Genomic DNA, 21,846 nt, shown 5'->3' with positions numbered 1-21,846 from the left:
ATTTTCTCCGTTAGGTAATTGAAACCATTCAGCTTGTTTTCCTTAAGAAAAAGAGGAAAAAGTAAGTTTTAAACCTACTCTTTCCTCTTTTATTTTTGGTACAGTTAAGTTGTTTAGGAGATCGTTTCTTTTGCTAATGTTTTATTAGCTGTTGCCATCATTAAACGAATGCGATTTAATTGATTGACAATCGAAACGCCCGGATCATAATCAATCGCTGCAATATTTGCTTTAGGATATTGACGACGCAATTCTTTGATGACTCCTTTCCCAACTACGTGGTTAGGCAAACAGCCAAATGGTTGCATACAAACAATGTTATTCACATCATGCTTCAACAGTTCAATCATTTCTCCTGTTAAGAACCAACCTTCACCTGTCTGATTTCCAATGGACAAAATTTTACTTGCATCTTCTGCTAAGTCTTGAATTGACTGGATTCCATCAAATCGTTCTGATTTTCTCAAGGCTTTATCCATTGGTTTTTCAATCATTTCAATCATCCGAATCGCAAATTGCGCGAGCAACTTACTTTGTTTAGCCATCCCAAGATTTTCATATTTCCAAATTTGGTTGTATAAGGAATAGTTCATAAAACCAACAATATCAGGAACGACCGCTTCTGCACCTTCTGCTTCGAGTAAGCGAACAATATCGTTATTAGCAGTTGGAGAATACTTAACTAATATTTCTCCAACGACTCCGACTTTTGGCTTTTTCACATCAGAAATCGGTAAGGTATCAAATGCTTTGACAATTTTTTTCATATTGCTATTAAACAACGTTAAGGAGCCATTCCGAACATTTTTTTCAACTCGTTGTAGCCATTCTTCATGTAACCGATCGACTGTCCCTTTTTCTAACTCGTAAGGGCGCGTACGATAGACGACTCTTTCAAACAAATCACCATATAAAAAGGCAATCGCCAAACGTTTCAACATTGGAAACGTGAATTTAAATCCAGGGTTTGATTCAACCCCCTTGTTCCCCATTGAGACTGAAACAACTGGAATATTTCCAAATCCAGCATCATTCAACGCTTTTCTAAGTAATGGAATATAGTTTGTCGCACGACAACCACCACCAGTTTGAGTCATCATCACACTTGTATTTTCCAAATCGTACTTACCACTTTCCAAGGCTTCCACTAGTTGACCAATGGAGATGATTGCTGGATAACACGCATCATTGTTCACGTATTTCAGTCCAACATTGATTGCTTCATTATCCTCTGCTGGTAAGCAGACAACATTGTAACCAGAAGCGTTTAACGCGACATCAACTAAGCCAGATTGGTGAATTGGGCTAAGCATTGGCAACAATAAAGTATGTTTTTCTTTCATTTCTTTTGTAAAGACGATTTTTTCTGGTTCTTCAAATCGTTTGACTGGAACAAAATTTTGCTTGGCTCGTTCATTGACTGCTGCTTTTAAGGATCGTAACCGAATACGAATTGCTCCGAGGTTTGCACCTTCATCAATTTTTAGAACTGTATAGATTTTTCCATATTGCTCCATGATTTCTTCGACTTGGTCTGTTGTTACGGCATCTAAGCCACAACCAAATGAATTCAATTGAACTAATTCAAGATTTTTTGATTTTGCAACAACTCGTGCAGCCGCATATAGCCGTGAGTGGTACACCCATTGATTCACGACGCGTAAATTCCCAACGTCACCTAAATGAGAAATGCTGTCTTCTGTCAAGACATGGAAACCTTCTTGCGTAATTACTTCTGAGATTCCATGATTGATTTCTGGATCTAAATGATAGGGACGACCTGAGATAACAATTCCCCGCTCATTTTTTTGATTCAACATCAATAAGGTTTCTTCACCTTTTTTCTGAATATCTTCCTTAAACGTTGCTAATTCTTCATACCCATGATGCAACGCTTTCGCAATCTGTTCTTCCGAAAAATCAAAATCCGCAAAAGTTTGATGTAAGACTTTTGCTACTGCCGATTCGTTCGCTAAGTTGATAAATGGATTCCGATAATCAACTTTACCATCGCGAATGTCATCCACATTATTTTTAATAACATCTGGATAACTTTGGACAATAGGACAGTTGAAATGATTATCCGCTTCAGTTGATTCTTGTCGTTCAAAGACAACGCCCGGATAGAAAATTCGTGGAATACCTGCATCAATCATTGCTTGAATATGCCCGTGTGTGATTTTAGCTGGATAACACGCTGTGTCACTTGGAATTGTTTCCATTCCTTGCTCGTATAATTCTTTGTTTGAGCGTGGGGATAATTCTACTCTGAATCCTAAATCAGTGAAGAAAGTATGCCACAAAGGATAGTTTTCATACATATTTAAGACTCGAGGGATACCAATCACACCATTGACTGCTTCTTTCTTACGTAATGGACGGTATTTAAACAAACGACGATACTTATAATCGACTAGGTTAACTTTTTTATCTTCCTTCTTGATCTTGATTCGAGCGCCACGTTCACAGCGATTTCCCGTGATAAATTGGCGACCATCAGAAAATAACGTAACTGTTAACATACAGTTATTTTCACACAAACCGCAATGCGTAAATTCCTTTTCTGCAGTAAAGTGATCAAGCTCTTCTTCTGACAAAATGGTGCTTTCTTCACCTAACGCATAATTTTCCATGGCAATCAGCGCTGCTCCGTAAGCCCCCATCAGTCCAGCAATTGAGGGACGAACAACTTCGCGTCCACTAATCAATTCAAATGCGCGTAACACCGCTTCGTTATAAAAAGTTCCACCTTGGCAAACAATTTTTTCGCCAAGATCTTCTGGTCTACGAATCTTAATTACTTTATAAATAGCATTTTTGATAACAGAATAAGACAACCCAGCAGAAATATCTCCTACAGATGCACCTTCTTTTTGAACTTGCTTCACTTTCGAATTCATAAAGACTGTACAGCGAGAACCTAAATCAACTGGTGCTTTGGATTCCACTGCAGCTTTCGCAAAATCTCGTACATCATAATTCAATGATTTAGCAAATGTTTCAATAAATGAACCACAGCCAGAAGAGCAGGCTTCATTTAATTGGATTGAAGAAAGCACACCATCTTTGATCGTCATGGCTTTCATATCTTGACCACCAATATCTAAAATAAAATCAACACCAGGTTGGAAAAAATTTGCCGCTTTGTAATGCGCCATCGTTTCCACTTCACCAATATCAACTTTTAAAGCATTCTTAATCAATAATTCGCCATAACCTGTTGCTGCTGCTTTTCCGATAAAAACGTCTTCTGGTAATTGACTGTATAATTCTTTTAGCACTTTCATCGTTGTTTCTAAAGGCTGGCCTTCATTATTACCATAGAAGGAAAAGAGAATCTCCCCTTCTTCATTAATCAAGGTAACTTTTGTCGTTGTTGAACCTGCATCGATTCCTAAAAATGCTACACCATGATGTTCTGAAAGTAATTTTTCTGAAGCAGTCGCTTGTGCATGACGCTCGCGAAAAGCGGTCAAATCTACCTCTTCTTCGAACAACGGAGCTAACGTAGTTGACGGGGTCAATTGTGCTTGATTACCATTTTCCAAAGCAGCAAGTAAAGCCTCAATTGTCGTCACTCGTGCTTCTTCAGCGTAAAACGCGGCACCCATTGCCACAAATAACTGCGGATTTTCTGGAAAAATGACATTTTCTGGCGCAATGTCTAACGTTTCAACAAATCGTTTGCGTAATTCTGACATAAAGTACAGTGGACCACCTAAAAATGCCACTTTGCCTTTAATTTTTCGTCCAGCTGCCAATCCAGCAATTGTTTGATTTACTACAGCTTGAAAAATACTCGCTGCAATATCCGCTTTATCTGCTCCTTCATTGATCAATGGCTGTACATCCGTTTTAGCGAACACGCCACACCGTGAAGCAATCGGGTAGATTTGCCGATATTCCTTGGCTAGCTCATTCACACCATTTGAATCAGTTTTCAACAAAACAGCCATTTGGTCAATAAATGCACCTGTCCCGCCAGCACAGCTACCATTCATACGTTGTTCCAGTGCACCTTCAAAAAAAGTAATTTTCGCATCTTCTCCACCTAATTCAATCGCCACATCTGTTTCAGGAATTATTTCTTCGACCGTGCGTGTACACGCAATCACCTCCTGAACAAAAGGAATGTTCAATACATCGGCAAGTCCCATACCGCCTGATCCAGTAATTGCCATTGCAATTGGTTGGTTTTGAACCAAGGCTTGTGCTTCACGTAAAGTCTTAGCTGTTGCTTTCTTGACATCTGAATAATGACGTTCATATTTAGAAAAAATTGTTTGATTTCGTTCATCTAGTAATACTAATTTGACAGTCGTAGACCCAACGTCAATTCCCGCTCGTAAGTTCATCTGTTCTTCACCCTCCTCAAACAGACAGTTTGTTGATTATCTAACAAAGTGTCTGTTATACTACTTATGTATATTTTAGGAACAATTTATTGGTTTTGCAACTGGCAAACACCCCCTATTTGTGAGATAAGCAACAAACAAATCAAAAATGTCGAATAACAAGTGAGGAATTTTTTATGGTTAAGAAAATTGATCTTCGAGTGAAGCGAACACACAAAATGATTATCGAGGCATTTATTCGCTTGGTGGAAGAAAAAGGATATGATAACGTGACCGTGCAAGATATTGCCGATGAAGCAATGATTAATCGTGCGACCTTTTATGCTCATTTTAAAGACAAACAAGATCTCTACGAACAAATTTTTGAAATGGCGATCAACGCCTTTACCTCTGTGTTAGATTTGGAACAACTTGTTCATGGCAACCGGATCAAAGTCAAACAAATCATTGCTGCACTGACGAATATTTACAAAAATATCCAAGAAAGAAAAGCTTTCTTTTTGACCATCATGGACGGTTCATCCAACGAGCTTTTGCGTAAAAAACTAGAAGAACTTTTATACAATAAATACGCAAACATCTTCAATCGCTTGAAAATTACAGAAAATGAACTTGAAGTGCCCATCGATTTTATCATCGAATACATGACTTCGATTTTTATCGGGACTCTTCACTGGTGGATTACTAGTGACACGAACATGTCGGCAGAACAATTGGCTGCTTTAGTCGTAAAATTAGTAGGAAACGGTCACCTAACTGTATTAGGAATCGAAGTCGAAAGATAACAAAAAACTGCCAAGCCGCTTTTTTTAGCGTTTGGCAGTTTTTTGTTATTATTAGCGGTTTTTTGCTAACCATTTTTTCGTATGATTGGTTGGACGTTTTGACTTGATTTGGACTGCTTTTTTTGCATTTTTTGGAAGTCCGACTTCTACATCATATTTTCCGGATTTAACCAAATCATATATTTTCTCAGCAGTTTCATCGACTTTTTCTTTCCATTTCATTCTCTTCACCCTTTCCATTTAAGTGCCTAATTTAACTCTAGCCTAATTCTTCAAATACTTCAAGAAGCAAGACACTGTAAGCAAAAAAAAACGAGATAACAGAAGCTGTTATCTCGTAAACGTCCATTTCATNGCTGTTCTACCTTTAAACTATACCCCTATTAATAAAATGGAGGAGAGTGGATTCGAACCACTGAACCCTAAGGAACGGATTTACAGTCCGTCGCGTTTAGCCACTTCGCTACTCCTCCATGGTGGCGCGGGACAGAATCGAACTGCCGACACACGGAGCTTCAATCCGTTGCTCTACCAACTGAGCTACCGCGCCATATGAAATTACATCAATTGAATAAATAATGACGGTCCCGACGGGAATCGAACCCGCGATCTCCTGCGTGACAGGCAGGCATGTTAACCCCTACACCACGGAACCAGTTCATTATGGAGGTTAACGGGATCGAACCGCTGACCCTCTGCTTGTAAGGCAGATGCTCTCCCAGCTGAGCTAAACCTCCAAATTCAATTGTATGACCCGTACGGGATTCGAACCCGTGTTACCGCCGTGAAAGGGCGGTGTCTTAACCGCTTGACCAACGGGCCAGATATATTACTAACGGAGAGTAAGGGATTCGAACCCTTGAGACAGCGTTCACCATCTACATGATTTCCAATCATGCTCCTTCGGCCTCTCGGACAACTCTCCAGAGTGAAAGAAGCTCATTACTCTTTTCTCAAATTGAGANTCCGTCGCGTTTAGCCACTTCGCTACTCCTCCGAAAGGTATGTATCAACCTGACTTAGTTATAATACCTAATTTCACAGATTTTTGCAACCCTTTATTGAAAACTTTTTTGATATTTTTTTAGTCTTGTAAATTCCAATGGCGAATTACTGTTTCTATCGCATTTTCAAGACTTTTTTCTTTCCCAAAATCCTCTTCACCGAAAAATATTTCGAATTCTTTTGGGCCATATGCTAAAATTTCACCAATATTTTTTTTACCAATAAATAACTGAGTAACCTCATAATTTTTGCCATTAATTACTTTTTGGATTTCTTCCACTCGTACTTCAATATCTTTATTCTTTTTTGACATCATTCTCACCTCCCACCTATTTTAGCATACTCTCCACAATAAAATATACCCTGTTTACTCAACAGGGCATACAATCATTCTTTTGTTTCATTTCTTTTCGTTTTCATGCTTCTCTTTGACTTCGAGCATAGTAATTCGCAGCAGCGCCAACTAAATTTGCATCATTTCGATAGTCACATAATAAGATTTCTGGAACAAAATCGTGTAGATCCAACTTGTCCATTAATTTTTCTATGCGTTGATTCAATTCATCAATCAGCCCCTCTTTTGCAGAGATCCCACCACCGAGCACAATCACTTCTGGATCAAATGAAAACTGAATACTGAACAGTCCTTTTGCCAAGTAATCATAAAATTTTTCCACTTCTTCTTGTGCAATCACATCACCTGATTCAGCCAGTTGAAATACTTCTTTTCCAGAATAGGTCATCTTGTCTAAACCTAAACGTTCACAATAACGCCAAGCCATCTGCACAGCAGTTCCTAAGCGGCTGAATGTTTGATCACCATCTAAAAACATCATCCCAAACTCGCCACCATAAAGATGAGCACCTTTGTTCATTTGTCCCTTCGTAAACATTGCACCACCAATTCCTGTCCCAATAACAACAAATGCAACATCTTGGTAATTGCGCGCTGCACCTTCATAAAATTCTGCCATTCCAGCACAATTCGCATCATTTTCAATGGTAATTGGTAATCCAAATAATTCTTCTAATTCTTTAAAAATATTAAATCCGTGAATATAAGGAATCGCACTAATTCCCTCAATAATTTGACGCTCACTGTTAACCACACCGGGAGCGCTGATACCAATGCCTTCAATTGCGTTTGTTTCAGCAAACGCTTGGTATGTTTCACTTAATTTTTGTTTCATTTCTTCCCAAGTACCAGGTGTTGGAAATTGGTTGGTTGCTTCTAACTGATGGCCATTCCAATAACCATATTTTACTGCCGAACCACCAAAATCAAATACAAGAATTCCCATAACTATTTTCGCTCCTTTTTGCTTCCTAAAAATATTGTAAAACAATCCTTATATTTTTGAAAGCCTTTTCCGTAAATGGTTAGGGAATTCTAGCGAAGCGATTGAATCGTTCTGGCTAAGGTCACTTGATCTCTTAATCGAATACCTTCTTCATAAATGGGCTCTGCATAGTTTTTGATAAAATAATCCTTTTCTCGGGAAATTTCGCTAAAGCCCTTCTTTTGATACAAATGTAGAGCAGCAGAAGTAATGCTGCCTGTACGAATGATGATTTGTGTTTGACTGTCTACTTCTTCAATGATTTGTCGGAATGCAGCTTCTAATAATAAGCCACCGATTCCTTTTCCCTGACTTTGTGGTGCTACTGCAACATTCATGATTTCAAATTCGTTTTTTGTTGCGACAAAAATCAAGACCCCTAGCGTTTCTCCATTATCTTTCCAAACAATTCCTTCTCCTTGCTCAAGATAAGCAAGAACTTTTTCTTTTTCAGGATCTGCATCCAATAGCAAATCCCAAGGAAGTTCATTTGGTTTTAATTGTTCGATCATCGGTAACCTTTCTCCTTTCAACGACAAAAAAGAGTAAACTTTTCCCTTTTACTCTTTTCCTTCATAATCTGGCTGTTCTTTGTCGACTGTATTCCTTGTTAATTTAAAGTTCTTTGGCACATAGTCAATGCCCCCTCTTACAAAAGGATGACAACGTAAAATTCGTGCTGTTCCCATCAATGTTCCTTTCACAGCCCCATGTACTTGAATCGCACGGATCATGTAATTCGAACACGTTGGATAATACCGACAGCTCGGTGGAAATGCTGGCGAAATGAATCGTTGATAGCCTCTTACTAAATAAATCAGAAATTTTTTCATCTACTCTGCCTCACTAATCATTCTATGTAAAAAGGAGCTGCGACAAAAGTTTGCCACAACCCCTTAGATCTCAGTTAAAAAAGTCTCGAATATGAAGCCACAAATCAAGTTGGAAAACTCGGAAAGGATTTCCGCCACCGATTACGCCGTAACCAATCATTGTACCGGCAATAAAAAGAAGAAAAAGTAAGATGATTACAATTAAAATCTTCATCAAACTGACTAAAATATAACGATGGTTACTCATTCAAACACGTCCTTAAGCGATAGTTTGTGCAGTTTTTTCTGTTGGTGTTTGATCCATTTCAACACGTTCAACATTTGCACCAAGTTGTTGTAATTTCAAATGGAAATTATAATAGCCACGATCTAAATATTTCAAATTACGAACACGTGTCACACCATTTGCTTTTAATCCAGCTAAAATCAACGCAGCAGCAGCACGTAGATCCGTAGCATATACTTCTGCACCTTGTAATTCATGTGCCCCTTCAATCATTGCAACATTCCCATCAATTTTAACGTGCGCATTCATACGACGCATTTCTTCTAAATGTTGGAAACGATTTTCAAAGACTGTTTCAGTTACGACACTTGTGCCTTCAGCAACCATTTGAATGGCTGTCATTTGTGCTTGCATATCTGTTGGAAAGCCAGGATGAGGCATTGTTTTCACGTCAGTTGGTAATACATGTTTTGGTCCAACAACACGAACGCCGCCTTCTTCATCTGTAATCGTCGCACCCATTTCTGTTAACTTAGAAATCAAAGGACGATTGTGTTCAGAGATTGCATCAGCAATTAAAACATTTCCTTCTGTCATTGCTGCGGCGACCATAAATGTTCCTGCTTCAATACGGTCTTGAACGATTGAATGTGTCACTGCATGTAAATGCTCCACACCTTCAATACGCATTGTTTCTGTACCAGCACCATAAATATTGGCACCCATTTTATTTAAGATATTTGCTAAGTCAACAATTTCGGGTTCACGAGCAACGTTTTCGATAATCGTCGTACCTTTTGCTTTCACAGCAGCCATCATGATATTTTGTGTTGCACCTACACTTGGAAAGTCTAGGTAGATAGTATTACCAATCAATTCATCAGCGATTGCTTCGATATAACCATTTTTTTGGATAATCTTCGCGCCTAGCGCTTGGAATCCTTTTAAATGCAAATCAATTGGGCGTTTGCCAATGGCACAGCCACCAGGCATTGCCACTTTTGCATGACCATTTCTGGCTAACAATGGGCCCATAACAACGATTGATGCGCGCATTTGACTAACATATTCATAAGGCGCTTCGATTTCTAATTGTCTTGACGCATTAAGTGTCACTTGATTTTGATCTTCATCAAAGTCAACATCTACATTCAAATGACGAATCACTTGATTCATTGTAAATACATCTGAAAGAATTGGAACATTTGTTAATGTTGTTGTTCCTTCTTCCGCTAATAAACTAGCAGCTAAAATTGGTAATACAGCATTTTTAGCTCCTTCAATTTTGACAGTTCCTGTTAATTGATTGCCACCTTGTACGATGATCTCTTCCATGTTGTTCCCCCCAAAAAAATTCCAATGAGCATACTCTTACTCAAAATCTTTTTTATTATAGCATTTCTTCTTTTAAAATAGTACCCTTTTTTGAAATTAGATACTAACAAAAAGATTCCGACATAACGCTATGATTTCTAGAAAAAAATTACTGGCAGTGTATCCTAAAAAAATTGAAAAAAAGACAATTACCATTCTGATTTGCGTAGTATTCTGCATATATTTAAAAAACGTTTCTGTACGCAAAGAACGCAAAGACCAAAAAGCTAAATAAATAAACGCTAAATGACTCACAATTCGAATAATCGCGTCAATTCCATAGACTTGCATCATAACGTCCTTTCTTGCATCTATTTACTGTAAACTCAATAAAACGATAATACCATAAATTTTCTAAAAGGAAAAATAACTGTGCCTTTTTTACATAAAATAAATGCAATTAAAAAAACTGTGCCAAAATCAAGGACTGACTTTGGCACAGTTTTTATCAAAAAATAAGTTCATTTGAATCTACGTGTGCTTAGAAACATTAATCCGATTGATTGCACGGTGTAATGCAACAGTTGCACGTTTCAATTCATTCGTATCTTCTTTTTGTTTTGCTTCTTCGATTTGGCGTTCTGCTCGTTGTTTTGCTCTTTCAGCACGAGAAACATCAATATCGCGCTCACGTTCCGCAGTATCTGCGACGATTGAAACTAGATTATCACGAACTTCCATGATTCCTCCGTTAACGGCAATCCAGTCAACGTGCGTATCAGAGTCCGTTCTTTTGATGCGAACTTCATCAATGGCTAAAGGAACGATAATTGGAGCATGTTTCGGTAAAACCCCCAATTCTCCAGCAGTTGTACGTGCAACGACAATTGCTGCATGGTGATCATAGACCAAGCCGTCAGGTGTTACCACATTAACTGTTAAAAATTGATCCATGGGGCACCCCTTTCTAGTAGCCTAGTTTTTTCGCTTTTTCAACGACATCTTCAATTCGACCTACGCTTCGGAAAGCTTCTTCAGGAAGATCGTCATATTTACCTTCCAAGATTTCACGGAAACCTTTAACTGTTTCTTCAACAGGAACGTATGATCCTGGAAGACCAGTAAATTGTTCTGCAACGTTAAAGTTTTGTGACAAGAAGAATTGAATTCGACGTGCACGAGAAACTAAAACTTTTTCTTGATCAGATAATTCATCCATCCCTAAGATTGCAATGATATCTTGCAATTCACGGTAACGTTGTAAAACGTGTTGGACTTCAGTAGCGACTTTATAGTGTTCTTCCCCAACGATTTCCGGTGCAAGTGCACTTGAAGATGATGCAAGTGGATCTACCGCTGGATAAATCCCTTGTTCAGTTAATTTACGTTCCAAGTTGGTCGTTGCATCTAAGTGAGCAAATGTTGTAGCTGGCGCAGGGTCAGTATAGTCATCGGCTGGTACATAGATTGCTTGGATGGAAGTGATTGAACCTTTTTTCGTTGAAGTAATACGTTCTTGTAATTGACCCATTTCTGTTGCTAAAGTTGGTTGGTAACCAACGGCAGAAGGCATACGGCCAAGTAAGGCAGATACTTCTGAACCAGCTTGTGTGAAACGGAAAATATTATCAATAAATAGTAATACGTCCTGACCTTCAACATCACGGAAGTATTCAGCAATTGTTAAACCAGTCAAGGCAACACGCATACGCGCACCTGGTGGCTCATTCATTTGTCCAAACACCATCGCTGTTTTTTCAATAACGCCAGAATCTTTCATTTCATAGTAAAGGTCGTTCCCTTCACGTGTACGTTCACCAACACCGGTAAACACAGAAATACCACCATGTTCTTGTGCGATATTGTGGATCAATTCTTGGATCAGTACGGTTTTACCAACACCGGCACCACCGAACAAACCAACTTTCCCACCTTTAAGGTAAGGAGCTAATAAGTCAATAACTTTGATCCCTGTTTCTAAAATCTCAGTACTTGTGCTTAATTCATCAAAATTAGGTGCTTTTTTATGAATTTCGCTTCTTTCAGCATCTTCTGGGAAAGGTTTTTCTAAATCAATTGTATCCCCTAATACGTTGAATACGCGACCTAATGTTTCTTTACCAACTGGAACAGAGATTGCTTTGCCTGTATCGACAACTTCCATCCCTCTTTGTAAACCGTCTGTTGATTCCATCGCAATCGTACGGATTACACCGTCACCTAGTTCTAGGGTTGCTTCAAGAACAACTTTTGATTTTTTCTCATCTTTTTTATAAACAACTAAAGCGTTGTTGATATCTGGTAAGGATTGGTCTAAAGAAAATTCCACGTCGACAACGGGACCGATTACTTGAACAATCTTGCCTGAACTCATCTTTTTTCCTCCAATCTCAATACTATTCTAGTGCCGAAGCTCCGGCAACAATTTCGGTAATTTCTTGGGTAATAGCCCCTTGTCTTGCACGGTTATAAGAAACCGTCAAGTCATCAATAATGTTTGCAGCATTATCAGTTGCTGTTTTCATTGCAGTCATGCCTGCTGCGTGTTCGGCAGTTTTAGCATCTACAATCGCACCATAAATCAAACTTTCAGCATATTGAGGCAATAATTGAGCTAAGATTTTTTCTTTTGAAGGTTCAAAAATATATTCTTGCTCAAAGCTTGTTGCTTCTTCTGGATCTAAATCTGAGATTGGTAACATCTTTTCTACACGAAATTGACTAGTTAATGAATTTATATGGTGGTTATAGCACACATATAATTCGTCAAAAACTTCATTTTGATACATTGTTGTAGCCATGTTTACGATTTTTCTAACTTCGTCAAAACTTGGTTGGTCAGATAAGTTACGTAATTCATACGCAAGGTCAATGCCACGAGCTTTGAAAAAGTCTGCGCCAGTACCACCAATTGCAATCATCACATACTCGTCGGATGATTGGTGATCTTCTTCCAAAATAGACATCGTTTGTTTCAAAATTGAACTATTATAACCGCCAACTAAACCACCGTCAGCTGTGATGACAATATAGCCTGTCTTTTTAACAGGGCGACTAATCAACATTGAGTTATAATTAATGTCATTATTTGTGTTTGAAGAAGCAATATCACTTAATTGGGTTGCTGTTAAATGCGTAACGATTTCTCTCACTTTGTTCGCGTAGACCTGAAACTTCTTAGATGAAGCTTCCGACTTCGTTAACTTTGAAGCAGAAACCATTTGCATGGCACGCGTAATTTGACTTGTTTTTTTCGTTGAAGCAATACGTGTCTTAATTTCATTTAGTGAAGCACCCATTCATCTCACCTCACTATGCATTTTGAATGGATTTCAATTTGTCTTCTGTCGAGGATGTACTACCTTTAGAAGCTAAGAAAATGTCTTTATATTCTTTGATTACGCTGTTCAACTCATCTTCTTCTGGAAGATCTTGTGTTGTACGGATAATTTCAAAGATATTTGGATGATTTGTATCCAAGTATTCAAATAATTCACTTTCAAAGTCAAGAATGCTATCCACTGGGATGCTGTCTAGGAAACCATGCGTCAATGCATATAAAATGACTACTTGTTTTTCTACAGCAAGTGGTGCATGTAATTTTTGTTTCAAGATTTCTACAGTACGACGACCACGATTTAATTTAGCTTGTGTCGCTGCATCCAAATCTGAACCAAATTGCGTAAATGCTTCAAGTTCACGGTAACTTGCTAAGTCAAGACGTAGCGTTCCGGCAACTTTTTTCATTGCTTTGATTTGTGCAGAACCACCAACACGGGATACAGATAACCCAGCATCAACGGCTGGACGTGTTCCTGCGTAGAACAAATCACTTTCTAAGAAAATTTGTCCATCAGTGATTGAAATAACATTTGTTGGAATATATGCAGAGATATCTCCTGCTTGTGTTTCAACGAATGGCAAAGCAGTCATTGAACCGCCACCTAATTCATCACTTAATTTTGCTGCGCGTTCTAGCAAACGTGAATGCAAGTAGAAAACATCCCCTGGATATGCTTCACGACCTGGCGGACGGCGTAGTAGTAGTGAAAGTTCACGATAAGCAACAGCTTGTTTTGATAAATCATCAAAGATAATCAAAACATGTTTGCCGTTATACATGAATTCTTCACCCATCGCTGTACCAGCATAAGGTGCAATGTAAAGTAATGGTGCTGGTTGAGAAGCACCCGCATTGACTACGATTGTATAGTCCATAGCGCCATATTTTTTCAATGTTTCAACTTGTGTACGTACAGTTGAATCTTTTTGTCCAATCGCAACGTAGATACAAATCATATCTTGCCCTTTTTGGTTGATAATTGTATCAATTGCAATGGATGTTTTACCTGTTTTACGGTCACCGATAACTAATTCACGTTGACCACGACCAATTGGTACTAAAGCATCGATTGCTTTTAGACCTGTTTGCATTGGTTCATTAACTGATTTACGTTGCATAACACCTGGTGCCATTGCTTCTACGGGACGAGCTTTATCGGTAACGATTTCTCCTAGTCCATCAATCGGTTGACCTAAAGGATTCACGACACGTCCAATCAAAGAATCTCCAACTGGAACTTCCATGATTTTACCTGTACGTTTTACTTTATCACCTTCACGAATGGATTCGAAATCACCAAGGATAATAATCCCTACATCATTTGATTCTAAGTTTTGCGCCATTCCGTATGAGCCGTTTGAAAATTCAAGCAACTCACCACTCATTGCATTTTCCAATCCATGCGCACGAGCAATCCCGTCACCGACGTATGTGACAGTACCAATTTCTTCAACTGAAAGCACGCTTTGATAATTTTCAATTTGTTCTTTAATCAAGGCACTAATTTCTTCTGCTTTGATGGCCATTCGATTCACCTACCTCTTTGTACTATCTATTTAATTGATTACGCATTGTTTCCAATTGCGTCCGAATGCTGCCGTCGATCACTCGATGGTCGGCTTCAACAATTGCGCCACCAAGAATAGAAGAATCAACGATTGTTTCTAATTCAACTGTTTGATAGTTCATTGTTTTTGCTACATTCTGTTCTAATTTTTTTAACTGTTCATCAGATAAAGGAACGGCAGTTTTTACTGTTCCAAGTAATAATCCATTATTCTCATTATAACGATGTTCATATTCGTCAATCATGAACAACAGATCATCCATCCGATTGTAATTGTAGACCACTTCTAAAAAGTTCTTAACAACACCGTCATAGCCACTAATCAACTTATCCATGATAAGTCGTTTTTCATGTGGTTCTAAACGAGCATCACTGAGCACTTCCCCTAATTCAGGGACTTTTTCATAAATTTTACGTAAGCTCAACAGTTCTTGATAGATTTCTTCACTCTTGTTTGAATCGATCGCCAGTTCAAACAAAGCTTTTCCATAGCGTCTACCGACAGTATATTTATCTAGTTTCATTTGAAGAACCTAGACCTTCGATATATTGGTTGATTAATGATTCATGCATTTCTGGAGATAATTCTTTATTCAAGATTTTTTCCGCAATTTGAAGTGAAAGATCAGCAACATCGTCTTTAACAGAGTTTAACGCATTGTCACGTTCTAACGTGATATCCGATTTAGCTTTGTTTTTTAGACGAATAACTTCATCTTGTGTATCCTTCAAAATATTTTGGCGGCTAAGTTCTCCACTTTCTTTCGCATTTTTAATAATTTCAGCTGCGTCAGAGCGAGAAGCTAACAATTGTTGTTCGCGTTCTTGTTCCATTTTCGCTGAGTTGATGCGAGATTGTTCTGCAGAATCTAAATCATTGGCGATCTTATCTTCACGTTTCTTCAAAATTTCACTAATTGGTCCCCAAGCAAAATGCTTTAAAAGAGCAAGTAGGATCAAAAATGAGCCGCTGACAACGATGATATTACCTAACATCGGATTGCCAACTTCTGCAATTGCCAATTGATTCAGCATAAGCTAGCCTTCCTTTCTTTGAGGTCTCTCTAGTTTCAATGAGAATAATATAGTACTTAACTTCTTTCTACATGAATACTAGAATTAAAGCGATAACCACACCAAGAATAGGAACAGCTTCAACTAAGGCTACCCCAATAAACATTGTTGTACGTAATTGACCAGACATTTCAGGTTGGCGAGCCATTGATTCGATTGTTTTTGAGATTACCTTACCATTACCATAACCGGCACCGATTGCTGCCCCTAAAATTGCGATTGCTGCTGCGATATAATTCATAATATTTTTTCCTCCTAAAATAAATAGTAAATTACTTAAATAAATATTACTCTTCTACTTCAATCTTATGGCTCATATAAACCATCGATAAAGTGACAAAGACAAATGCTTGGATGCTTCCGATAAACAATGAAAATGCAATCCAGATCATCTCTAATGGAATCGCTAATGGCAAGGATAGCCACCCTAGACTTGTCATCATTTTTGCAATCAAGGTTAGCAAAACTTCCCCCGCAAAAATATTCCCATAAAGACGTAAAGCAAGTGTTAATAAGTTTGTAAATTCTTCAATGATCTTCATTGGTAACATGAAACTATACGGTTTCAAGAATGAATTTACAAAATAGCCTTTCAACCCAAATCGTTTTACCCCAAACAAATGTGTAAGTAAAATCATCATAAATGCCAAGGTCAATGTCACAAATGGGTCAGCTGTTGGGCTTTTCCAAAGTGTCGTTTCATCTGGTAATACGATTTTTGTCATTAGACCGATATTATTTGCAATAAATACAAATAAGAATAAGGTAAATGCAAGTAAATGGAAATTACTTAGTTCTTTTCTAGGCAAGTTATCTGTAACGATTCCTCGACTAAAATCAATTACCCATTCAATCGCATTTTGTTTTCCAGTTGGTTTCATCTTTAAGTTACGCGTAAAGAAGTACACTAGAAAGAAAACGATTAGACAAGTCAATAACACCATCATACAAACAGTACCATCAAACCACACAGGTCCAATGTGGAACGTTAGCGAGCGTTCATCCAATTCATTTCACCTCTTTTCTCTTTTCCCTGAAATTCACATGAAATAACTTTCAAGTGCGCATTTGGTTTCTCTGAAAAAATCTGATCATAACCAATCGGTATCATACCACCATGAAACAGAAAATACAAAACATTTTCATGAAAATTAGACACTTTTTCGTTTCAGTCTAATTTGATGAAGTTTTCACTTAAATTATGATGGTGATTTTCTAGGAAAACCTTTAGTAATCGTGCTTTATCAGATTAAATGCTACCAAATTTTATCACTAAGTAAAAGTAAAAGCACCGAATATGCGAAAAAGGATATTGAAATTATCTGGAGAAATTTTTCAACGTCCGATCAATTTGACGATCGACATCTTTACGCTTCAAATCTTCTCGTTTGTCGTAGGACTTTTTCCCTTTAGCTAAACCAATCAAAACTTTGGCGTACCCATTCTTGATGTACACTTTTAATGGGACGATTGTTACCCCTGCATTTTTTGTTTCACCAACTAGTCGGGCAATTTGTTTTTTGTGCAAAAGTAGTTTGCGTGTCCGCAACGGATCGTGGTTAAAAATATTTCCCTGTTCATACGGACTGATGTGGACATTATATAGGAAGGCTTCGCCATTTCGAACACGTACGAATCCATCTTTTAGATTGATTCGGCTATTTCGAATCGATTTGATCTCAGTCCCTTGTAAAACCATGCCTGCTTCCATCGTGTCAATAATCGAGTAGTCATGGCGAGCCTTCTTATTTTGTGCAATTAATTTTCCCTCGCCTTTTGGCATTCTACTTCCCCCAAACTATCTTATTTTTTCTTTTTCTTAATTCCTTTATAGAAAGGTTTTTTACCACCTTTTCCTTTTTTCTTAGCAGGCTGGAAGTCATTTCTCTTCCCGCCTACTTTTTTATTTCGTGGAGCTGCTTTGCGTCCACGATTTTGATTTTGTTTGCCTGATGCTTTCCCTTTTTGTTTTGCTTTTGGTCGTTCAAGTTGGGGCACTTCTTCTGCCGAAACTAACTCAAAATCAACTGCTCGTTCTTCTGGACTTGCTTTGACCACTTTGACGCGGACCTTTTGCCCAATTTTAAATGTTAGCCCCGTTCGTTCGCCAACTAATGCTAAATGATTTTCAATAAAGTGGAAATAGTCTTGTTTCAAGTCATTGATGTGGATCAGACCTTCGATTGTATTAGGTAGTTCAATAAACAAACCGAATTTTACCACTGAGCTAATGATGCCATCAAACTCTTCCCCGACTTTATCCATCATGTATTCTGCTTTTTTCATTGCATCAACTTCACGTTCTGCTTCCACTGCTCGGCGTTCCATTTTTGAGCTGTGTTCAGCAATGTCTGGAAGTTCTGCAGACCAGATTGCTTGTTTTTCTTCACTACGATCTTCACCATAAGAACGAATCAAACGGTGAACAATCAAGTCTGGATAACGGCGAATGGGTGAAGTAAAGTGTGTGTAGTACTCTGCTGCTAAGCCATAATGACCGTAGTTTTCTTCTGAATAACGAGCTTGTTGCATGCTTCGTAACAACATCGTATTAATTACCGCAGATTCAGGCTTTTCTTCCACATCTTCGATTACTTTTTGCAAGTCTTTCGGCGTAATCGTACCTTTTGTCCCTCTAACTAGGATTCCTAATGCTGAAGCAAAGTCAAAGAAGCGTTGCATTTTTTCTTCCTTAGGTTGTTCATGAATTCGATAGATGAATGGTAAATGAAGATCATGATAATGTTGCGCCACTGTCTCATTGGCAGCAAGCATAAATGATTCAATCAAGCGTTCCCCTACACCACGTGTTCGCAGCAAAATATCCAATGGATGTCCTTCTGGATTCACTAACACTTTCGCTTCGCGATCTTCAAAAGAAATAGCCCCACGGCGAATCCGCATACTCTCTAAAATCTCGTGTAGTTCTTTCATGGCTTGAAACATTGGCACTAATTGTTTATAACGTTTCATTGTTTCAGGTTCTTCATCTTCTAAAATTTCATTCACGGCAGTATAAGTCATTCGTTCGGTTGTTTGAATAACACTTTGGAAAATCTCATGACTAACGACGTGCCCACTTGAATCAATTTCCATTTCACAACTCATCGTCAATCTTGGCACATGTGGGTTTAATGAACAAATTCCGTTTGACAATCGTTGTGGAATCATTGGGATCACACGGTCAGTCAAATAGACACTTGTTCCACGATCATAAGCTTCTCGATCCAGCTGGCTTCCTTGTGTTACATAATAAGAAACATCTGCAATATGAACGCCTAAAAAGTAATTTCCATTTGCTAGTTTGCGAACAGTTACTGCATCATCTAAGTCCTTTGCATCTTCACCATCAATCGTTACAATCAATTGATCCCGTAAATCACGTCGACCAACCAAATCTTTTTCATTGATATGATCAGGAACTTTATCTGCTTCTGCCACTACATCATCAGGAAATTTTGTTGGAATTCCGTTTGCTACAACGATTGATAAAATATCCATACCAGGGTCATTTTTATGGCCAATTACTTGTTTGACAATTCCTTCTAAACTAGTAGCATAGCCATTTTCTGGGTAATGGGTCAATTCTACAATCACGATACTTCCATCTACTGGGCGGATTCCTTCTGCAGCTGCATACACCTTAAACTTTGTTAATTTTTTATCTTTAGGGATCACGACACCATAAAGATCCGTTTCTGCTTCTTCCTCAGGTGAATAAGCGACGAACTCACCAACGAGTTGTGTTGTTCCACGTTTTCGGATTTCAACAATCTTTCCTTCAGCTCCTCGATCAAGTGCCGTATCTGCCGTTTTAATAATATCGATTGCTACAGTGTCTCCGTCCATTGCATAACCAGTTGATTCTTTCGGGATATAGATGTCATCTTCTTCGGGATCAATCGTTACAAAACCAAAGCCACGTTCATTGCCACGAAATGTTCCTTCAATCAATAATGGTTGTAATGGTAATTTCACTTTACCTTTCTTATTAAAAACGATGCTCTGCTCTCTTTCCATTTGTGCAATTGTTTGAACTAATAATTTAAAGTCTTCACTTTTTTGAAAGCCTAAGCCTTCTGCAATTTCTTCCATTGAAAAGCTTTTTTTACGGCTACTTTCCATAAAAAAAATAATTTTTTCTTTAATTGTTTCTTTTGTCATTTATTTTCCTCATTCCAGGGTAATTTCTCTAAAAATTCTAAGACATCTCGTTCTAACTCCCGCCGAGCGTTTCCAACCGTAATCACATGCTTACTGGTTGGATACCATTGAAGCGTTACTCGCTGTTTATTCAAACGACGAGCCGTTTCATAAACACCCATTGGATCAATCATTTCATCTTGACCTGCTTGAGCTAGGAACATTGGTGCTTGAATTTTTGACAGCTTTTCATTTGCATAAGCTGCTTGTTCTTGTATATCTGTTAATTGTTCCTTAACTAAGGGACGATAAATTTCAAGTTGTTGCTGAATTTCTGTTTCTGACAGTCCTGCGATATTCAATACTTGTTGTGCATAAATGAGAAAGTTTTCTGGTACATTCGTTTCTACTGGTGAAATTGGTGAACAGAAAAAGCCGCCTCCAATCACATTTTCTTCTTCAAGTAGTCTTGTCGCAAAAATACCACCCATAGACAAACCAAAAACAGCAATCTCATGAAAGCCATTTGCTTTTAAAAACGCGAGTGCTGCTTTCGCATCTTCCCACCAAGTTGTGGCGTCTTGATGTAAAATATCTTCTGGATTCAACGTTCCATGTCCCGAAAACATCGGTGCATAAACAGTATAATTTGCTTTTTCTAAAAAACGGCAAAGCATTCGGACATCGTTTGAGCTACCTGAATATGCGTGCAAAAGTAAAACAGCTTTCTCTCCATGTTCCGCATAAAATGATTTTGGTAAACTTCCTTTCAATTCAATCACCTCTCGCTCTTCATTTTAACATAGTTGCACTCAGAAACTTCTTGTTTTCACCTGCTCCACCAATAAAAAAAGCCCCTCGCAAATCGGCGAGAGGTTTCTTGATTAGTTTGAAGATAAAAACGCTAGGACAAATAATAAAATCATCCAAACGGCTCCCAGCACAGCAGTTGTTCGTTGCATCACGGCTTCAAAGCCACGTGCTTTTTGCTTCCCAAACAACTGATCCGCTCCACCAGTAAATGCGCTCGCTGCACTATTTTGTTTACTTGGCTGCATCATAATTGCGATAATCATGACGATTGATAAGGCAATTACGATCCCTAAAATTAAATTATACATACGCTTCAGCTCCTCCTTCTTTGAAAAATATCATCTCTTTAACTTTACCATAGAATGAAAATAAATTCAAAATAAGGTTATAAAAGAAGATTGTAGCTTCAAGCCTCGAAAAAATAAGAAGCAACTGATAAAAGTATTTTTTCATATTTTTGAACAATTATAAATCATTTTGCGAAGTTGCTTTGGTGACACCGTGAATAAAATTATGGCGCAAAGCATCTCATTCCTACAAACTAGTGAACAGTCTGATAAAATAGCTCCCATTACTTTATTGATCTATGGCTTGTTGCGAGAATTTTTTGGGAAACATCGAAAAACTTTATCTTCCAATGTTTCATCGCAAATAGCAATGTTTTCTTTCCAACGCTAGCTCCATACGTTTAGACTCCTCATGAAAATCGACTTTCAACAATCTATTCAAAAAAAAGAGTCACGTCAAACGTAACTCTTCTACTTGTTTCTATTTATTTGCGTAATACATCTCCATATTCAGGTTTTGTATCAAATTCTTTTTTAGCAAATGGGCATAGTGGAATAATTTTTTTACCTTCGCGACGAGCTAATTCAACACCGCTATTCACTAATTTTTCCGCTAATTTTTGTCCACGATAAGTAGGTTCGACAAATGTATGATCAATAATCATGATATCTGGTCCAGCATCAGACCAAGTCATTTCTCCAATTTCTTGTTGTTCATCATTGTATAAAGCAAAACGATTTTTTTCTTCTTTGATTTCCAT

Annotated in this window: 23 protein-coding genes and 6 tRNA genes; 1 reads left to right on the top strand and 28 read right to left on the bottom strand. The window is 38.0% G+C overall.

What is annotated here, in order from left to right; all coding sequences use genetic code 11:
* Positions 1 to 113: 113 nt before the first annotated feature.
* Positions 114 to 4,355, bottom strand: a complete 4,242-nt coding sequence (locus RV17_RS04980; protein WP_071868686.1) for a 2-hydroxyacyl-CoA dehydratase — start codon at positions 4,353 to 4,355, stop codon at positions 114 to 116.
* Between the two features lie 176 nt (positions 4,356 to 4,531).
* Between RV17_RS04980 and RV17_RS04975 the strand changes: the two genes are divergently transcribed.
* Positions 4,532 to 5,140, top strand: coding sequence for a TetR/AcrR family transcriptional regulator (locus RV17_RS04975; protein WP_067483786.1), 609 nt, complete (start codon positions 4,532 to 4,534; stop codon positions 5,138 to 5,140).
* 51 nt (positions 5,141 to 5,191) lie between these two features.
* Here RV17_RS04975 and RV17_RS13420 read toward each other — a convergent pair whose 3' ends face one another.
* The 27 genes from RV17_RS13420 to RV17_RS04845 form a co-directional block, all read right to left on the bottom strand.
* On the bottom strand, positions 5,192 to 5,362 hold the full coding sequence (locus RV17_RS13420) for a hypothetical protein (protein WP_086270628.1): 171 nt from the start codon (positions 5,360 to 5,362) through the stop codon (positions 5,192 to 5,194).
* A gap of 170 nt (positions 5,363 to 5,532) precedes the next feature.
* Positions 5,533 to 5,613, bottom strand: a tRNA-Tyr gene (locus RV17_RS04970).
* Between the two features lies 1 nt (position 5,614).
* Positions 5,615 to 5,690, bottom strand: a tRNA-Phe gene (locus RV17_RS04965).
* 32 nt (positions 5,691 to 5,722) lie between these two features.
* A tRNA-Asp gene (locus tag RV17_RS04960) sits at positions 5,723 to 5,795 on the bottom strand.
* 9 nt (positions 5,796 to 5,804) lie between these two features.
* A tRNA-Val gene (locus RV17_RS04955) sits at positions 5,805 to 5,877 on the bottom strand.
* A 13-nt stretch (positions 5,878 to 5,890) separates the two neighbouring features.
* A tRNA-Glu gene (locus tag RV17_RS04950) sits at positions 5,891 to 5,962 on the bottom strand.
* A 14-nt stretch (positions 5,963 to 5,976) separates the two neighbouring features.
* Positions 5,977 to 6,065: transfer RNA gene (locus RV17_RS04945), tRNA-Ser, on the bottom strand.
* Between the two features lie 159 nt (positions 6,066 to 6,224).
* Complete coding sequence (locus tag RV17_RS04940; RefSeq protein ID WP_172843719.1) at positions 6,225 to 6,461, bottom strand: DUF2969 domain-containing protein; 237 nt, start codon at positions 6,459 to 6,461, stop codon at positions 6,225 to 6,227.
* A 100-nt stretch (positions 6,462 to 6,561) separates the two neighbouring features.
* Complete coding sequence (locus RV17_RS04935; protein ID WP_071868685.1) at positions 6,562 to 7,446, bottom strand: ROK family protein; 885 nt, start codon at positions 7,444 to 7,446, stop codon at positions 6,562 to 6,564.
* Positions 7,447 to 7,535: 89 nt separating this feature from the next.
* Complete coding sequence (locus RV17_RS04930; RefSeq protein ID WP_067483782.1) at positions 7,536 to 7,997, bottom strand: GNAT family N-acetyltransferase; 462 nt, start codon at positions 7,995 to 7,997, stop codon at positions 7,536 to 7,538.
* 48 nt (positions 7,998 to 8,045) lie between these two features.
* Positions 8,046 to 8,318 (bottom strand): membrane protein insertion efficiency factor YidD, encoded by a 273-nt coding sequence (gene yidD, locus RV17_RS04925; RefSeq protein WP_067483780.1) that lies wholly within the window; start codon positions 8,316 to 8,318, stop codon positions 8,046 to 8,048.
* Between the two features lie 70 nt (positions 8,319 to 8,388).
* Entirely contained in the window at positions 8,389 to 8,565 is a 177-nt protein-coding gene (locus RV17_RS04920; RefSeq protein ID WP_067483778.1) for a DNA-directed RNA polymerase subunit beta, read from the bottom strand.
* A 12-nt stretch (positions 8,566 to 8,577) separates the two neighbouring features.
* Positions 8,578 to 9,879: a UDP-N-acetylglucosamine 1-carboxyvinyltransferase gene (murA, locus tag RV17_RS04915; RefSeq protein WP_067483776.1), complete on the bottom strand. Its 1,302-nt coding sequence runs from the start codon at positions 9,877 to 9,879 to the stop codon at positions 8,578 to 8,580.
* Positions 9,880 to 9,975: 96 nt separating this feature from the next.
* Positions 9,976 to 10,209: a DUF1146 family protein gene (locus RV17_RS04910; RefSeq protein WP_067483774.1), complete on the bottom strand. Its 234-nt coding sequence runs from the start codon at positions 10,207 to 10,209 to the stop codon at positions 9,976 to 9,978.
* A 180-nt stretch (positions 10,210 to 10,389) separates the two neighbouring features.
* On the bottom strand, positions 10,390 to 10,812 hold the full coding sequence (locus RV17_RS04905) for a F0F1 ATP synthase subunit epsilon (protein WP_071868684.1): 423 nt from the start codon (positions 10,810 to 10,812) through the stop codon (positions 10,390 to 10,392).
* A 13-nt stretch (positions 10,813 to 10,825) separates the two neighbouring features.
* Positions 10,826 to 12,232, bottom strand: a complete 1,407-nt coding sequence (atpD, locus tag RV17_RS04900) for a F0F1 ATP synthase subunit beta (protein WP_067483770.1) — start codon at positions 12,230 to 12,232, stop codon at positions 10,826 to 10,828.
* A gap of 22 nt (positions 12,233 to 12,254) precedes the next feature.
* Positions 12,255 to 13,157: a F0F1 ATP synthase subunit gamma gene (locus RV17_RS04895; RefSeq protein ID WP_067483768.1), complete on the bottom strand. Its 903-nt coding sequence runs from the start codon at positions 13,155 to 13,157 to the stop codon at positions 12,255 to 12,257.
* Positions 13,158 to 13,170: 13 nt separating this feature from the next.
* The gene (gene atpA, locus RV17_RS04890; RefSeq protein ID WP_067483766.1) at positions 13,171 to 14,727 is read right to left on the bottom strand and encodes a F0F1 ATP synthase subunit alpha; all 1,557 of its coding nucleotides are present in this window, start codon (positions 14,725 to 14,727) and stop codon (positions 13,171 to 13,173) included.
* Positions 14,728 to 14,749: 22 nt separating this feature from the next.
* Entirely contained in the window at positions 14,750 to 15,292 is a 543-nt protein-coding gene (gene atpH / locus RV17_RS04885; RefSeq protein WP_067483764.1) for an ATP synthase F1 subunit delta, read from the bottom strand.
* Entirely contained in the window at positions 15,279 to 15,803 is a 525-nt protein-coding gene (gene atpF, locus RV17_RS04880) for a F0F1 ATP synthase subunit B (protein ID WP_067483762.1), read from the bottom strand. Before atpF ends, atpH begins: the two co-directional genes overlap by 14 nt.
* 67 nt (positions 15,804 to 15,870) lie before the next feature.
* Positions 15,871 to 16,083, bottom strand: a complete 213-nt coding sequence (atpE, locus tag RV17_RS04875; protein WP_067483760.1) for an ATP synthase F0 subunit C — start codon at positions 16,081 to 16,083, stop codon at positions 15,871 to 15,873.
* A 46-nt stretch (positions 16,084 to 16,129) separates the two neighbouring features.
* Positions 16,130 to 16,849, bottom strand: a complete 720-nt coding sequence (gene atpB, locus RV17_RS04870; RefSeq protein WP_067483758.1) for a F0F1 ATP synthase subunit A — start codon at positions 16,847 to 16,849, stop codon at positions 16,130 to 16,132.
* Positions 16,850 to 17,160: 311 nt separating this feature from the next.
* Positions 17,161 to 17,625, bottom strand: coding sequence for an SsrA-binding protein SmpB (gene smpB / locus RV17_RS04865; RefSeq protein ID WP_067483756.1), 465 nt, complete (start codon positions 17,623 to 17,625; stop codon positions 17,161 to 17,163).
* A gap of 20 nt (positions 17,626 to 17,645) precedes the next feature.
* Entirely contained in the window at positions 17,646 to 20,006 is a 2,361-nt protein-coding gene (rnr, locus tag RV17_RS04860; RefSeq protein ID WP_067483754.1) for a ribonuclease R, read from the bottom strand.
* A complete protein-coding gene (locus RV17_RS04855) occupies positions 20,003 to 20,758 on the bottom strand; it encodes an alpha/beta hydrolase (protein WP_067484143.1) in 756 nt (251 codons plus the stop codon). Before RV17_RS04855 ends, rnr begins: the two co-directional genes overlap by 4 nt.
* 111 nt (positions 20,759 to 20,869) lie before the next feature.
* Positions 20,870 to 21,106 (bottom strand): preprotein translocase subunit SecG, encoded by a 237-nt coding sequence (gene secG, locus RV17_RS04850; protein WP_067483752.1) that lies wholly within the window; start codon positions 21,104 to 21,106, stop codon positions 20,870 to 20,872.
* Positions 21,107 to 21,570: 464 nt separating this feature from the next.
* A complete protein-coding gene (locus RV17_RS04845) occupies positions 21,571 to 21,846 on the bottom strand; it encodes a GNAT family N-acetyltransferase (RefSeq protein WP_067483750.1) in 276 nt (91 codons plus the stop codon).

The sequence above is a fragment of the Enterococcus thailandicus genome, from assembly GCF_001886265.1.
GTDB lineage: Bacteria > Bacillota > Bacilli > Lactobacillales > Enterococcaceae > Enterococcus_B > Enterococcus_B thailandicus.
The sequence above is the reverse complement of the archived record's forward strand: the minus strand, read 5'-3'. Positions and strand labels throughout refer to the sequence as shown.

What these genes read in the sequence shown, in the direction of transcription:
- RV17_RS04980 (WP_071868686.1), bottom strand. Translation starts at nt 4,355, where the DNA reads ATGAACTTACGAGCGGGAATTGACGTTGGGTCTACGACTGTCAAATTA.
- RV17_RS04975 (WP_067483786.1), top strand. Translation starts at nt 4,532, where the DNA reads ATGGTTAAGAAAATTGATCTTCGAGTGAAGCGAACACACAAAATGATT.
- RV17_RS13420 (WP_086270628.1), bottom strand. Translation starts at nt 5,362, where the DNA reads ATGAAATGGAAAGAAAAAGTCGATGAAACTGCTGAGAAAATATATGAT.
- RV17_RS04940 (WP_172843719.1), bottom strand. Translation starts at nt 6,461, where the DNA reads ATGATGTCAAAAAAGAATAAAGATATTGAAGTACGAGTGGAAGAAATC.
- RV17_RS04935 (WP_071868685.1), bottom strand. Translation starts at nt 7,446, where the DNA reads ATGGGAATTCTTGTATTTGATTTTGGTGGTTCGGCAGTAAAATATGGT.
- RV17_RS04930 (WP_067483782.1), bottom strand. Translation starts at nt 7,997, where the DNA reads ATGATCGAACAATTAAAACCAAATGAACTTCCTTGGGATTTGCTATTG.
- yidD (WP_067483780.1), bottom strand. Translation starts at nt 8,318, where the DNA reads ATGAAAAAATTTCTGATTTATTTAGTAAGAGGCTATCAACGATTCATT.
- RV17_RS04920 (WP_067483778.1), bottom strand. Translation starts at nt 8,565, where the DNA reads ATGAGTAACCATCGTTATATTTTAGTCAGTTTGATGAAGATTTTAATT.
- murA (WP_067483776.1), bottom strand. Translation starts at nt 9,879, where the DNA reads ATGGAAGAGATCATCGTACAAGGTGGCAATCAATTAACAGGAACTGTC.
- RV17_RS04910 (WP_067483774.1), bottom strand. Translation starts at nt 10,209, where the DNA reads ATGCAAGTCTATGGAATTGACGCGATTATTCGAATTGTGAGTCATTTA.
- RV17_RS04905 (WP_071868684.1), bottom strand. Translation starts at nt 10,812, where the DNA reads ATGGATCAATTTTTAACAGTTAATGTGGTAACACCTGACGGCTTGGTC.
- atpD (WP_067483770.1), bottom strand. Translation starts at nt 12,232, where the DNA reads ATGAGTTCAGGCAAGATTGTTCAAGTAATCGGTCCCGTTGTCGACGTG.
- RV17_RS04895 (WP_067483768.1), bottom strand. Translation starts at nt 13,157, where the DNA reads ATGGGTGCTTCACTAAATGAAATTAAGACACGTATTGCTTCAACGAAA.
- atpA (WP_067483766.1), bottom strand. Translation starts at nt 14,727, where the DNA reads ATGGCCATCAAAGCAGAAGAAATTAGTGCCTTGATTAAAGAACAAATT.
- atpH (WP_067483764.1), bottom strand. Translation starts at nt 15,292, where the DNA reads ATGAAACTAGATAAATATACTGTCGGTAGACGCTATGGAAAAGCTTTG.
- atpF (WP_067483762.1), bottom strand. Translation starts at nt 15,803, where the DNA reads ATGCTGAATCAATTGGCAATTGCAGAAGTTGGCAATCCGATGTTAGGT.
- atpE (WP_067483760.1), bottom strand. Translation starts at nt 16,083, where the DNA reads ATGAATTATATCGCAGCAGCAATCGCAATTTTAGGGGCAGCAATCGGT.
- smpB (WP_067483756.1), bottom strand. Translation starts at nt 17,625, where the DNA reads ATGCCAAAAGGCGAGGGAAAATTAATTGCACAAAATAAGAAGGCTCGC.
- rnr (WP_067483754.1), bottom strand. Translation starts at nt 20,006, where the DNA reads ATGACAAAAGAAACAATTAAAGAAAAAATTATTTTTTTTATGGAAAGT.
- secG (WP_067483752.1), bottom strand. Translation starts at nt 21,106, where the DNA reads ATGTATAATTTAATTTTAGGGATCGTAATTGCCTTATCAATCGTCATG.
- RV17_RS04845 (WP_067483750.1), bottom strand. Translation starts at nt 21,846, where the DNA reads ATGGAAATCAAAGAAGAAAAAAATCGTTTTGCTTTATACAATGATGAA.